This is a genomic window from Cupriavidus sp. GA3-3 (assembly GCF_000389805.1).
Classification (GTDB): domain Bacteria; phylum Pseudomonadota; class Gammaproteobacteria; order Burkholderiales; family Burkholderiaceae; genus Cupriavidus; species Cupriavidus necator_D.
In genome coordinates this window covers 98198-111458 of the sequence record NZ_KB944481.1, presented here as the reverse complement: position 1 = coordinate 111458, position 13261 = coordinate 98198, and the positions used below count along the sequence as shown (strand labels likewise).

At 65.6% G+C, this 13261-nt stretch carries 13 protein-coding genes; 8 read left to right on the top strand and 5 right to left on the bottom strand.

All coding sequences use genetic code 11. The features are described from left to right. On the bottom strand, positions 1 to 1648 hold a 1648-nt coding region (gene acs, locus C265_RS18040; RefSeq protein ID WP_010814716.1), incomplete at its 3' end, for an acetate--CoA ligase. A 294-nt stretch (positions 1649 to 1942) separates the two neighbouring features. Here acs and C265_RS18035 point away from each other — a divergent pair. The 4 genes from C265_RS18035 (at position 1943) to murI (ending at position 6183) form a co-directional block, all read left to right on the top strand. After that, entirely contained in the window at positions 1943 to 2902 is a 960-nt protein-coding gene (locus tag C265_RS18035; RefSeq protein WP_011615710.1) for a DMT family transporter, read from the top strand. Between the two features lie 105 nt (positions 2903 to 3007). Beyond that, the gene (locus C265_RS18030) at positions 3008 to 3550 is read left to right on the top strand and encodes a TIGR00645 family protein (RefSeq protein WP_037024644.1); all 543 of its coding nucleotides are present in this window, start codon (positions 3008 to 3010) and stop codon (positions 3548 to 3550) included. 201 nt (positions 3551 to 3751) lie between these two features. After that, positions 3752 to 5275, top strand: coding sequence for a fumarate hydratase (locus tag C265_RS18025; protein ID WP_010814713.1), 1524 nt, complete (start codon positions 3752 to 3754; stop codon positions 5273 to 5275). Between the two features lie 98 nt (positions 5276 to 5373). Continuing rightward, the gene (gene murI, locus C265_RS18020; protein ID WP_010814712.1) at positions 5374 to 6183 is read left to right on the top strand and encodes a glutamate racemase; all 810 of its coding nucleotides are present in this window, start codon (positions 5374 to 5376) and stop codon (positions 6181 to 6183) included. A 20-nt stretch (positions 6184 to 6203) separates the two neighbouring features. Here murI and C265_RS18015 read toward each other — a convergent pair whose 3' ends face one another. Beyond that, entirely contained in the window at positions 6204 to 8504 is a 2301-nt protein-coding gene (locus C265_RS18015) for an AAA family ATPase (protein ID WP_011615711.1), read from the bottom strand. Between the two features lie 486 nt (positions 8505 to 8990). On the opposite strand from C265_RS18015, the gene C265_RS18010 reads away from it, so the two are divergent. The 4 genes from C265_RS18010 to C265_RS17995 all read left to right on the top strand — a co-directional run bounded on the left by C265_RS18010 (position 8991) and on the right by C265_RS17995 (position 11447). Then, complete coding sequence (locus C265_RS18010) at positions 8991 to 9650, top strand: energy transducer TonB (RefSeq protein ID WP_010814709.1); 660 nt, start codon at positions 8991 to 8993, stop codon at positions 9648 to 9650. Positions 9651 to 9712: 62 nt separating this feature from the next. Further along, entirely contained in the window at positions 9713 to 10441 is a 729-nt protein-coding gene (locus tag C265_RS18005; RefSeq protein WP_010814708.1) for a MotA/TolQ/ExbB proton channel family protein, read from the top strand. 21 nt (positions 10442 to 10462) lie between these two features. Continuing rightward, positions 10463 to 10876, top strand: a complete 414-nt coding sequence (locus C265_RS18000; protein WP_010814707.1) for a biopolymer transporter ExbD — start codon at positions 10463 to 10465, stop codon at positions 10874 to 10876. 241 nt (positions 10877 to 11117) lie between these two features. Then, a complete protein-coding gene (locus tag C265_RS17995; RefSeq protein WP_010814706.1) occupies positions 11118 to 11447 on the top strand; it encodes a hemin uptake protein HemP in 330 nt (109 codons plus the stop codon). 271 nt (positions 11448 to 11718) lie between these two features. Here C265_RS17995 and C265_RS17990 read toward each other — a convergent pair whose 3' ends face one another. From C265_RS17990 to C265_RS17980, 3 genes are all read right to left on the bottom strand, one after another. Beyond that, the gene (locus C265_RS17990; RefSeq protein ID WP_010814705.1) at positions 11719 to 12126 is read right to left on the bottom strand and encodes a heme-binding protein; all 408 of its coding nucleotides are present in this window, start codon (positions 12124 to 12126) and stop codon (positions 11719 to 11721) included. A 158-nt stretch (positions 12127 to 12284) separates the two neighbouring features. Beyond that, entirely contained in the window at positions 12285 to 12542 is a 258-nt protein-coding gene (locus C265_RS17985; RefSeq protein WP_010814704.1) for a hypothetical protein, read from the bottom strand. 271 nt (positions 12543 to 12813) lie between these two features. Beyond that, a complete protein-coding gene (locus C265_RS17980; protein ID WP_037024642.1) occupies positions 12814 to 13167 on the bottom strand; it encodes a hypothetical protein in 354 nt (117 codons plus the stop codon). Positions 13168 to 13261: the final 94 nt, after the last annotated feature.

Here is a 13261-nt window from a genome sequence, read left to right as displayed (position 1 = left end):
CCAGCGCGGACTCGATCTCCATCGTCCCCATGCGGTGGCCCGACACGTTCAGCACGTCGTCGATGCGGCCCATGATGGTGAAGTAGCCGGTGTCCTTGTCGCGGATCGAGCCGTCGCCGGCCAGGTAGAGCTTGCCGCCGAGCTCTTCGGGGAAGTAGCTCTTCCTGAAGCGCTCCGGATCGCCCCAGATGGTGCGGATCATGGCCGGCCACGGACGCTTGACCACCAGGATGCCGCCGTTGCCGTTGGGCACGTCATGGCCGGTCTCGTCGACGATGGCGGCCATGATGCCCGGCAGCGGCAGCGTGCACGAACCCGGCACCAGCGGCGTCGCGCCCGGCAGCGGCGTGATCATGTGGCCGCCGGTCTCGGTCTGCCAGAAGGTGTCGACGATCGGGCAGCGCTCGTTGCCGATGTTCTTGTAGTACCACATCCAGGCTTCGGGGTTGATCGGCTCGCCCACGGTGCCGAGCAGGCGCAGGCTGGACAGGTCGTACTGTTTCGGGTGGATCTTCTCGTCGGCCTCGGCGGCCTTGATCAGCGAGCGGATCGCGGTCGGCGCGGTGTAGAAGATGCTGACCTTGTGGCGCGCGATCATGTCCCAGAAGCGGCCGGCGTTGGGGTAGGTCGGCACGCCTTCGAACACCACCTGGGTGGCGCCCGCGGCCAGCGGGCCGTAGGCAATATAGGTGTGGCCGGTGACCCAGCCGATGTCCGCGGTACACCAGAACAGGTCGTCGGGCTTGATGTCGAAGGTCCACTTCATTGTCATCAGCGCCCACAGCAGGTAGCCGCCGGTGCTGTGCTGCACGCCCTTGGGCTTGCCGGTGGAGCCGGAGGTGTAGAGCACGAACAGCGGGTGCTCGGCGCTCACCGGCTCGGCTTCGCAGGTATCCGGCTGGCCGGCGCTGACATCTTCCATCCAGCGGTCGCGGCCTTCGGTCCAGGCAACCTTGCCGCCGGTGCGGCGGTAGACGATCACGTTCCTGACGGCCTCGCAGCCGCCCAGCGCCAGCGCGTCATCGGCGATGGCCTTGAGCGGCAGCGCCTTGCCGCCGCGCATCTGCTCGTCGGCGGTGATCAGCGCCACCGCGCCCACGTCCACCAGCCGCTCCTGCAGCGACTTGGCCGAGAAGCCGCCGAACACCACCGAGTGCGTGGCGCCCAGGCGTGCGCAGGCCTGCATCGCGACCACGCCTTCGACCGACATCGGCATGTAGATCACCACGCGGTCGCCCTTCCTGATGCCGAGCGCCTTCAGGCCGTTGGCAAAGCGGCACACCTTGCCATGCAGCTCGCGGTAGGTGACGCGCGTCACGCTGCCGTCGTCGGCCTCGAACACGATCGCGACCTTGTCCGCATTGCCGTTCTGCAGATTGCGGTCCAGGCAGTTGTAAGAGGCGTTGAGCTCGCCGTCTTCGAACCACTTGTAGAACGGTGCGTTGCTTTGGTCCAGCACCTTGGTGAAGGGCTTGGTCCAGTGCAGCAGCTCGCGCGCGTGGCGCGCCCAGAAGCCTTCATAGTCACGCTCGGCTTCGTCGCACAGCGCCTGGTAGGCCTCCATGCTGGGGATCGCGGCCTGGCTGGCGAAGCCTTCGGGCGGGTTGAACACGCGATGCTCTTGCATCACCGATTCGATGGCGGACATAGGTTTGTCTCCTGATTTTGGACTGGCTTTGGCTGCCACGTTACGCCCGACGGCTTACTTAAACCTGACGGTAAGACCTGACGGTAGGCCGGGGCGTGCCTGCAACTTGTTGCAATGCAGCGGGAAAAATCCACGCACGCGCCGCGAAAGTGCAGCCTTCTCCATTAGGCTAGCACAGCTATAATGCCGCGAGTTCCATACCTGATCGCGGCGCTTACCCTTGCCGCTCCCGCCGGCTCAGCACCCGCCGCGCCAAGGCGCCGCGGCGCCCGCCGGACGACCAAGGCCGTACCCGTGCCCGCCAACCCTTCAGCATTCTCCCCGGTCTACGCCCTCTTCCTGGTTGCCTCGATGGCACTGGTCGGCAGCAACGTGGGCCTCGGCAAATCGATCATCGCGCATGTGCCGGTGCTGCTGTTCGCGCTGCTGCGTTTTGTCATTGCCATCGTCTGCCTGGCGCCCTGGTACCGGCCCGCGCGCATGCGCCGGGTCTCGCGCGGGGAATGGCTGAACCTGTTCCTGCAGGCGTTCTTCGGCACCTTCCTGTTTACGCTGCTGATGCTCAATGGCGTGCGGCTGACCAGCGCCATGGCGGCCGGCGTGATCACCAGCACCATCCCGGCCACGGTGGCGATCCTGTCGTGGCTGCTGCTGCGCGAACGGCTGTCGCGGCGCACGGTGGCATCGGTGCTGCTGGCGATGACCGGCATCGCCGTGCTGAATATCGCCCGGGGCGACGCGCACGGTGCCGGCAGCGGCAGCCAGGCATGGCTGGGCAACCTGATGATCATGGGCGCGGTGGTGTGCGAATCGATCTACGTGATCCTGTCGCGCCGGCTCACGCAGACGCTGGCCGCGATCGAGATCTGTGCCTACACGCATTTGATTGGCGGGCTGCTGATGCTGCCGCTGGGGCTGGTGCCGCTGCTGGGCTTCGATGCGTCGACGGTGCCCACGCAGACCTGGCTGATGCTGCTGTGGTATGCGCTGTCGGCGAGCGTGTTCTCGTTCTGGCTGTGGATGAAGGGAATCCGCCATGTGCCGGCGCAGCTGGCGGGGGTGTTCACCTCGGTACTGCCGGTGGCGGCTGCCACCTACGGCATCGTCTTCCTGGGCGAGCAGCCGGGCTGGCCGCATGGGGTGGCGCTGGCGTGCGTGCTGGCCGGGATCGTGCTGGCCAGCTGGCCGGGGCGGATCGCGCGCGGCGCGTGGCGCGGCAAGGCGGCCGGCGCCGATCCCGGCGCCGCGGGCTGAGCCACGCCGGCGACGAACGGTTCGGTTACGGTCGGTAACACCGCCCGGTCATCGGCGCTTGGTACAATCCACGCCGCCTTTCAACTCGCTGACACCGCCCCGCCCATGGCTTCCAATCCAATGACCAGGCCGCAGACCATGCGGCCGATCCCGAGCATCATCTTCGCGTCGCGCTGGCTGCAGTTGCCGCTTTACCTGGGCCTGATCGTGGCCCAGGGCGTCTATGTCTACCACTTCCTGGTCGAGGTCTGGCACCTGCTGGCGCATGTGACCGAGTTCGACGAGAACAAGATCATGCTGGTGGTGCTGGGCCTGATCGACGTGGTGATGATCTCCAACCTGCTGATCATGGTGATCGTGGGCGGCTATGAGACCTTTGTCTCGCGCCTGGGCATCGACAACCACCCGGACGAGCCGGAATGGCTGGACCACGTCAACGCCGGGGTGCTCAAGGTCAAGCTGTCGATGGCGCTGATCGGGATTTCGTCGATCCACCTGCTCAAGACCTTTATCGATGCCGAGCAACGGACCACGCACACCATCATGTGGCAGGTGGCCATCCATATTGCCTTCCTGCTGTCGGCGGTCGCCATGGCCTGGGTGGACCGGATGGTGTCGCACCCGGCCGGCGCAGCTGCCAAGCACTAATCACATTAGTGCGCCATCGGACGCCTAGTCCCAGCCAGACCGCGGCCATGTGCCGCGGTTTTTGCTTTTGGGCCCGCCCCCACGCAGGCAGCGGCGTTTGCCGCACATTATCGGCTGTAGACGGATGTATGCAGCCGGGCAGAGCGCCCCGGCTCAGTGTATGATTTCAGGCTGTGTTTCACCGCTGCCCTCCCCCACAAAATGACTGTCATCAAGCAAGAAGACCTCATCCAGAGCGTCGCCGACTCCCTGCAGTACATCAGCTACTACCACCCGATGGACTACATCACCAGCCTGGGCCGCGCCTATGAGCTGGAGCAGAGCCCGGCGGCCAAGGACGCGATCGCGCAGATCCTGACCAACAGCCGCATGTGCGCCGAGGGCAAGCGCCCGATCTGCCAGGACACCGGCATTGTCACGATCTTCGTCAAGGTGGGGATGGACGTGCGCTGGGATGGCGCCACCATGGGCCTGACCGACATGATCAACGAGGGTGTGCGCCGCGGCTACACGCATCCGGATAACGTGCTGCGCGCCTCGATCGTCAGCCCGCCCGAAGGCGGCCGCAAGAACACCAAGGACAACACCCCGGCTGTGATCCACTACGAAGTGGTGCCGGGCAACACCGTCGACATCCAGGTTGCGGCCAAGGGCGGCGGCTCGGAGAACAAGTCCAAGTTCGTGATGCTGAACCCGTCCGACTCGATCGTCGACTGGGTGCTGAAGACCGTGCCGACCATGGGCGCCGGCTGGTGCCCGCCGGGCATGCTGGGCATCGGCATCGGCGGCACCGCCGAGAAGGCCATGGTGATGGCCAAGGAATCGCTGATGGAGTCCATCGACATCCAGGACATCATCGCCCGCGGCCCCAAGGACTGGGTCGAGGAACTGCGCGTCGAGCTGTACGAGAAGGTCAACGCGCTGGGCATCGGCGCGCAGGGCCTGGGCGGCCTGGCCACCGTGCTGGACGTCAAGATCATGGCCTGCCCGACCCACGCCGCGTCCAAGCCGGTCGCGATGATCCCCAACTGCGCCGCCACCCGCCACGTGCACTTCACGCTGGACGGCAGCGGCCCGGCCAAGCTGGAAGCGCCTGACCTGTCGCAATGGCCGAAGGTAGAGTGGGCCCCGAACACCGAGACCTCCAAGCGCGTCGACCTGAACACGCTGACGCCGGAAGAAGTCGCCTCGTGGAAGCCGGGCCAGACCCTGCTGCTCAATGGCAAGATGCTGACCGGCCGCGACGCCGCGCACAAGCGCATCGCCGACATGCTGGCCAAGGGCGAGAAGCTGCCGGTGGACTTCAAGAACCGCGTGATCTACTACGTTGGCCCGGTCGATCCGGTGCGCGACGAGGCAGTCGGCCCGGCCGGCCCCACCACCGCCACGCGCATGGACAAGTTCACCGAGATGATGCTGGCCGAAACCGGCCTGATCTCGATGATCGGCAAGGCCGAGCGCGGCCCGGTGGCAATCGAGGCCATCAAGAAGCACAAGTCGGCCTACCTGATGGCCGTGGGCGGCGCCGCCTACCTGGTGGCCAAGGCGATCAAGGAAGCCAAGGTGGTCGGCTTCGAAGACCTCGGCATGGAAGCGATCTACGAGTTCGACGTCAAGGACATGCCGGTGACGGTCGCCGTGGACAGCGAAGGCACCTCGGTGCACAAGACCGGCCCCGCGGAATGGCAGGCCAAGATCGGCAAGATCCCGGTCGCCGCGCTGTAAGCCTGGCAGGACGGTAGAATCTGCCGTCGCGCTCGAAAAAGAAGCCGGGTTCCGACCCGGCTTTTTTCTACCTTGTTTCTTGTCGTCCCTGCACCCCAGTGAACCCCGCACCCATCGGCGTCTTCGATTCCGGCCTTGGCGGCCTGTCCGTGCTGCGCGAGATCCGCGCGCTGCTGCCCCATGAATCGGTGCTGTACCTCGCCGATTCGAAATACGCCCCGTACGGCGAGAAGCCCGAGAAGTTTGTCGAAGCGCGCACCCTGCAGGCCTGCGAATGGCTGATCGCCCAAGGCTGCAAGGCGCTGGTGATCGCCTGCAACACGGCCACCGGCCACGCTGTGGAGCTGCTGCGCAAGCAACTGCCGCTACCAATCATCGGTGTGGAACCCGGCCTGAAACCTGCCGCCGCGGCCAGCCGCAGCAAGGTGGTGGGCGTGCTGGCCACCGCCAATACGCTCAAGAGCGCCAAGTTCGCGCGCCTGCTGGCGTCTCTGGATGGTGAAAGCCGTTTTATCTGCGAAGCCGGCCTGGGCCTGGTATCGCTGATCGAGCAAGGCGACATCGATGGCCCGGCCGTGCGCGAGCGCCTCGATACCTACCTCACGCCCATGCTCGAAGCCGGCGCCGACACGCTGGTGCTGGGCTGCACCCACTACCCTTTTCTCTCCGGCACGATCCGCGCGATGGTTGGCGACCAGCTGGCACTGGTCGACACCGGCAGCGCCATTGCGCGCCAGCTGGCACGCAAGCTGGCCGAACACAAGCTGGCCGCCGCGCCCGATGCCACGCCGCACGACCGCTTTGCCTCGACCAAGGACGCCGCGCACCTGCGCGCGATGGCAGCCACGCTGCTGCAGGTGGAAGCGGATGCGGAAACCGTGGTGATCGAGCCGGCGCCGGCGCTCTGACCTCTGACCGGCGCCTTCCCCTACTGCAGGAAGCCCAGTGGCCGGTGCTCCCGCACCTCGGGCTTGATCGCGTGCTCCTGGCGCAGCTGTGCCAGGAACTCATCCGGCGTGAGCGCCTCGCCCAACAGCACGCACTGGCGCTTGACCGTGGCGAAGTCGCCCGGCGTCAGGCAATCCATCGTATCCAGTTCACGGCGCATGCTGTCGGTCAGGCCGGCGGCATCGCCGTCGAGCGCCTCGTCGACAAACATCGCCACGCGCTGCGCGGGCTTGAGCGCCAGGAAGCGGATCTTGAAAGAGAAGCGGCGCAGCGCCGCCTCGTCGATGCGGTCGAACAGGTTGGTGGTGCAGATAAAGATGCCGTTAAAGCGCTCCATGCCCTGCAGCATCTCGTTGACCTCGGAGATCTCATAGTTGCGCACCGCCTGCTGGCGGCTCTGCATGAAGCTGTCGGCCTCATCCAGCAGCAGCACCGCCCCATCCTCTTCGGCGCGCGCGAACATGGCGGCGATCTGCTGCTCGGTCTCGCCCACATACTTGCTCATCAGGTCGGAGGCGCGGCGGATCATCAGTGGCAGGTCCAGCTCGGACGCGATATGCTCGGCCAGCGCGGTCTTGCCGGTGCCGGGCGGGCCGTAGAAGCACAGCGTGCCGCGCTGGCGCACGCGCAGCGCGTCGACGATCTTGACCACCTCGTAGCGGGTTTCCAGGTGCAGGTTCTCCAGCCGGTAGTGCGTGACCACCGGCCGCGCCTCGGCCTCGGGGCGCAGACCCATGGCGCGGTCGGCGTGTTCCAGCTGGCGCAGGATCAGCGCTTCCACCGGCTCTTCCACGTCGGGCCGTGCCAGCTCGACAAAGCGCGCGGCCGACTGCACCTGCGCGGGCGTCAGCGTCTTGCGCCCGGCCAGCCCGGTGATAAATGCGTCGCTGACGTCCAGCCCGCCCAGGTGCTTGCGGATGATGTTCTCGCGCACCAGCGGCGGCGGGATCTTCAGCTCCAGGTGGAACTGGAAACGGCGCAGGTAGGCCGGGTCGATCTGCCGGATCGAATTCGAGATCCAGATCACCGGCACCGGGTTCTGCTCTAGCGTCTGGTTGACCCAGGCCTTGCCGTTGACCGAGGCGCGCGTGTCTTCCTGGCCGAACAGGCTCATCAGCTCGCGCGCGCTGCCCGGGAAGACGTCTTCCACCTCATCGAACAGCAGCGCGGTATGGGCACGCCCGCGCAGGAAGGCCTGCGACACCTGCAGCGAGCGGTAGCGGTCCTTGCCCGACAGGCTGTTGCCGTCGCGGTCCAGGCAATCGACTTCATACAGCTCGCAGCCCGCCTCGCGCGCCAGCAGCCGCGCGAACTCGGTCTTGCCGGTGCCGGGCGGCCCGTAGATCAGCACGTTGACTCCGCTCGCATGCTGGCGCGTGGCATTGGACAGCAGCGCGCACAGGTAGCGCGCGTCGGTCTCGACATGGGGATAGTCGGCAGTGGTCAGCGTGGGCGGCGCGGCCGGGCGGGTGAAGACCGCCATCATCTCGGCTTCGTTGGCGTAGTTGCCCAGCAGCACGTGCAGCAGCCGGTCCGAGAGCCGCATCAGGTCGCCCAGGTCGGTCACGCTGTTTTCCGGCAGCGGCTGTTCGATCAGGTTCAGCGTCTCCAGCCGCGAGCCCGGGCGCAGCGAGGCGGCCACGTCGGCCGCGCCGGCGCCGGTCAGCCCGGCCAGGATCTGGAACGCTTCCTGGCTGTGCGCCACCTTGCAGTCGACCATCACCGCGCGCAGGTCGCGCTTGTACTTGGCCAGCGCCGCGTACAGCAGCAGCTTGCGCTCGTGCTCGGGCAGGTCCAGCACATGGCTGAGCATGTCGATATTGCGCACCAGCAGCACGCGCTCGCCTTCCAGGCGCTGGGCGATGGCAGCGGCCGAAGCATCGAACACGGCGAACATGTCCTTGGCGTGGTGCTTGACGTACTCGTCCAGGTAATAGAACAGCGCGCTTTCGTCGAAAGCGCTGTTCCATTGGCCGTGGCGGTCCAGGAATTCCTCAGGGGTCAGGCGAGCGGTGCCCTTCCAGGCGGGCATGTCGGCGCAGCGCGCGGCCAGGAAGCGCTGCACGCGCAGCACCACGCCGTACGGCCACACCATCTCCTGCGCGCTGACGGTCAGGACATCGTTGATATTGCTGCGCAGGTTGAAGCGCGGGCCCAGCGCGCAGACCACGCGCAGGGCAAACTGCGCGCACATCCAGTCCAATGCTGAACTGGACGATGTGCCAGGCATGGAGCGCAGAATCGTCGATCGGTCATCTTCAGCAAAACGTGTGAAGTCCATGAACGGGTCCCCGAGCGCGCTGTGCGCGATGGCGGGGCCGCGACCGGGGCACCGCCACGTCTGCAGTTTCTTCCTATGCTAGCGCGCTTTGGTACCGACCGCGCATGCCTGTGCGCCACGGGCACCGGCAATTGTGGCCTGGGGCACCGAAGCGCAGCAAAGTGCCAGAGCGCGCCAGCGCGCATGCACCGCTGCATCACCTCCCGAAATGCTGCCTGGACTTGCCGGTATAACGTGCCGGGCCAGAAAATTCCAGTTGCGACGCACAAATTACAAAAAATAAGAATCATTATCGTTTATACTAGCCCGCTGACACGCTGCCCCAGAGTGGCGCTCCCACGGCAACCCAGTTGAAGGAGCGTTTATCATGGAATTGCTGCTTAGCCTGCTGGTTGGTTGCGGCATCTCGCTGATCCTGTTTTATCGCAAGTGACGGCGCACAGCGCCGCCGCGGTGCCACCGCTGGCAGACTTTTGTTGTTGACACATGTTCGACCAACGCTTCCTCAAGATTACGCTCGCCGTACTGCTGTTCCACGTCGGCCTGCTCTACCTGATCCAAAGCGGCCTGGGCCGCAAGCTGACCGAGGCGGTGATCTCGCCGGAAATCGTCGCGCGCATCATCCCGCTGGAGCCTCCCAAGCAGGAAGCCCCGCCGGAGCCGCCCAAACCCAAGCCCAAGCAGGAAACCCCGCCCAAGCAGGTGAAGGTGACCACGCCCAAGCCGACCCCGCCGCAGCCCAAGCCAACCCCGCAGCCGGTAGCCAGCCTGCCGCCAACACCGAACGCGCCCGAGGCTCCTCCCGCGCCGCCGGCACCCCCGGCACCGGCACCTGAGCCCGCCCCGGCGCCGGTATCCGCCGCGCCGCGTGCGGTCGGCATCGGCGAAATCCAGTGCACGGCGCCGCAACCGAAGTATCCTTCCCAGTCACGCCGCATGGGCGAGACCGGCAAGGCCGTGGTGCGCCTGACCACCGACGAAAGCGGCAAGGTCGTGAAGACTTCCGTCGTATCCTCGAGCGGTTCATCGCGCCTGGACCAGGCCGCGGTAGAGGCCGTGCAGGCCATGCGCTGCAAGCCTTACATGGACAACGGCCGCGCCGTCGCCGTCACGGCGCAGCAGCCGATTGGCTTCGAACTGAACTGACCGCCCCAGATTTCCGATCTCTGATCTGACCTAAACCAAGCGAACTCACCAGGAACCAACACATGCAGGACCTCGGACTCTCCCACCTCTGGACGCAAGGCGACTTCGTCATGCGTGCGACCGCGATCATTCTGCTGATCATGTCGCTCGCCTCATGGATCGTGATCCTTACCAAGGCGTGGGATCTGGTGCGCCTGAAGAAGATGGCGCACGGCGCGGAAAAGCGCTTCTGGCATTCGGACGATTTCGACCACGCGCTCGAAACCCTGGGCGCCGGCGACTCCAACCCGTTCCGCACGCTGGCCATCGCCGGCAAGGAGGCCGCCCAGCACCACCGCGCCAGCCAGCCGCAGCTGCACGACGTGATGGATATCTCCGACTGGTTGACCCGCTCGCTCAAGAGCTCCATCGACGACTCGGTGGCGCACATGCAATCGGGCCTGGCAGTGCTGGCTTCGGTGGGCTCGACCGCACCGTTCGTGGGCCTGTTCGGCACCGTGTGGGGCATCTACCACGCTCTGATCGGCATCGGCGCCTCGGGCGTGCCGACCATCGACAAAGTGGCCGGTCCCGTGGGCGAGGCGCTGATCATGACCGCCTTCGGCCTGGCCGTGGCAATTCCCGCCGTGCTGGGCTATAACGCCCTCACCCGCGGCAACAAGTCGGTGATCTCGAAGCTCAACCGCTTTGCCCACGACCTGCACGCCTACTTCGTCACCGGCGCGCGCGTGCGCCCCACCGGCGCCCGCGCCGAGGACGGTACCGTGCGCCTGGCCGCGGCTCAGCGCTAAACCGCAAGCAAGGAAGTCATCATGGCATTCGGTACTCTCGACGGCGACGACGACGAGGTGATGAGCGAGATCAACATGACGCCGCTGGTCGACGTCATGCTGGTGCTGCTGATCATCTTCATCATCACCATCCCCGTGATCAACCACGCGGTGAAGATCGACCTGCCGCGCGCCACCAACACCCCGAACGACCCGAAGCCGCAGAACATCAACGTCTCGATCGACGCTGCCGGCAAGGTCTTCTGGAACCAGGTGGAAGTGGACCAGGCCACGCTGGCAAGCAATATCGCGCTGGCCGCGCAGCAGCAGCCGCAGCCTGAGCTGCACCTGCGCGCGGACCGCGAGGTGCGCTACGAGCGCGTGGCCGAGGTCATGGCCGCCGCGCAGCACGGCGGCCTGGGCAAGATCGGCTTTATCACCGAACCCAAGCAGTAGGCGGGCGCCGCCAGGCGCTCCGGAACGACAAAGGGCACCTCAGGGTGCCCTTTGTCGTTGATGCCGCCGAGTCATGGCGCCAGCCTGCGCTGCGTCGCCTCTTGCGCCCCCCTTCTAACCGCACTTGGTCGTTCCGCGAATCTTAGTCAGAGGCTATTGTAATGATAACGATTCTCATTTAATATCTTTCCATCGACTGCGCCATGACCGGCGCGCCCTTTTTGCAGAACGGAGCCAGAAGATGAGCACACTTTCCCTGCCGCTGTCGCAACCGCGTGAAGTCACCCGCCGCCGGCTGTCGCTGCGCCGCGTCGAGGTCGCCGCGCAACCGCGCCGCGAGGCCAGCGCGAAGGCGGCACCGTCGACCATCGCATCCGTGAAATCCGCGGTGGCGGCCCTGCCCGCCCGGCTCGAGGCACTGGTGCGCGACAGCCTGTCGCCAGCGCCTGCCGGCGAGGCGGTCGCCCTGGATGCCATCATGCGCGGCGCCAGCACCCTGCCGATCCTGCACAACGGCGATGTCTACACGCTGCGCGTCACGCGCTACGGCAAGCTGATCCTGACGAAATGACGCGGCCCCGCGGCGATACCGCAAGGTTGAAGCCAGAGGGAAGCGATCTAGACCCGCGTTGGGCGCGGGTGCCACGTACGTGGCAGTAAAGACTTTTGTGGGGACCACCTCGGAACGAGGTGTTGGGCAGTAGCCAGGTACTGGTGCCGCGGGCGGGATTCAGACCCCACGCCGGGCCGACCGTACCCAGCCATGCCCTCTTTTATGCCGCCCCGCAGGCCATGCCTGCGGGGCATTTTCATGCGCCGGCACAGTGGCCGGCGCAAGGGCTTTACAGGCCCAGCGCAGCGATGCCGGCACGCGCGATCTGCGCGTCTTCGGTCGACTTCACGCCCGACACGCCCACGGCACCGACCACCTGATCGTTGCAGACGATGGGCACGCCGCCCTCCAGCATGCCTTGCAGCACCGGCGCCGTCATGAACGAGTAGCGGCCGTTGTTGATCATGTCTTCGTATACCTTCGACTCGCGACGGCCCAGCGCCGAGGTACGGGCCTTTTCGCCGGCAATATAGGCCGAGATCGGCGCGGCACCATCCAGGCGCTGCATCGCCAGCAGATGGCCGCCATCGTCCACCACGACGATCGACACGGCCCATTGATGATTCTTCGCCTCGGTTTCCGCAGCGGCCATGATCTTCTTCACGTCGTCTGCCGTCAGAACCGTCTTTTGCTGCATGCCACTCTCCTGGTCATTCATTTGGTTGAGGCCGAAGTATAGCGCCGCACCCCCGCCATCGTCATGACAGGCGCCCCATTGCGGTGCGCCGGAGCGCGGGGAAAAACAAAAATGGCCCGCGCTTGGCGGGCCATTCATCATGGACGGACAACAGCGATTCAGGCGCCGTCCGAGTACGGATCCGGCTTGCCCATGCGCGCGCCATCGGTGTATGGATCGGGCTTGCCGAGGCGGGCACCGTCGGTGAACGGATCAACCTTGCCCATCTTGGCACCATCGGTGTACGGGTCCGTCTTGCCGACCCTGGCGCCGTCCAGGTACGGATCGACCTTGCCGACGGCGGCAAATGCGGAGGTGGAAAGCGCGCCCAGCGCGGCCAGGGCTGCGACGGCAGCAACGGCTTGTGTGATCTTCATGGATATCCCCCTTGCTATTGTTAGTCGAGGCACCGTACAGCACTTTGCGGTGCCGTCATCACGATGTCACAACGGTAGTTTAGGGGAAAACCCTTATGACGATAGAGGTGACGCTTTGAGCAGTCTGTTCAAATAATTTGACTACGCTCAGCAAGGGGTCGAATTTCCGGGAACTGGCTTCAGCGCCTCATGTCGCAGTGCGGCAGGAAAAAAGAAAGGACCCCGGAGGGCCCCTTCTCTTTTAAAAAGCTTGCGCAGCTCGAACGGGCGATCAGTCGTCGCGCCAACGGCCATGACCATGGCCATGCCCACGGCCACGATGGTATCCCGGCGGGCCATAGTAGCCGCGGTGGCCGCCGTAATAGCGCGGCGGGCCGTAGTAGCCAGGACCGTAATAGACCGGACGCGGTCGTACCACCACCGGGGGCGGGCCGTAGTAGACCGGCGCAGGTGCCACCACGACAGGCGGCGGTGCATAGTAAGCCGGGGCTGGCGGATAATAGGCGGGCGCGCCAACCACTACGCCCGGCACGCCGATTGCCACGCCGACGCTCACATGGGCCATTGCTGCCCCGGAAGCAAGCCCGGCTGCGACACCGAATGCTGCGAGCCACCAACGTTTCATATCCGCCTCTCAAAGTGAGATTTCTCTTAATCCGTATTGTAGGGGTTCGGAATTTTCCAGGTGCAACGGCAAGGTCGACATTGTTACCAGCCGT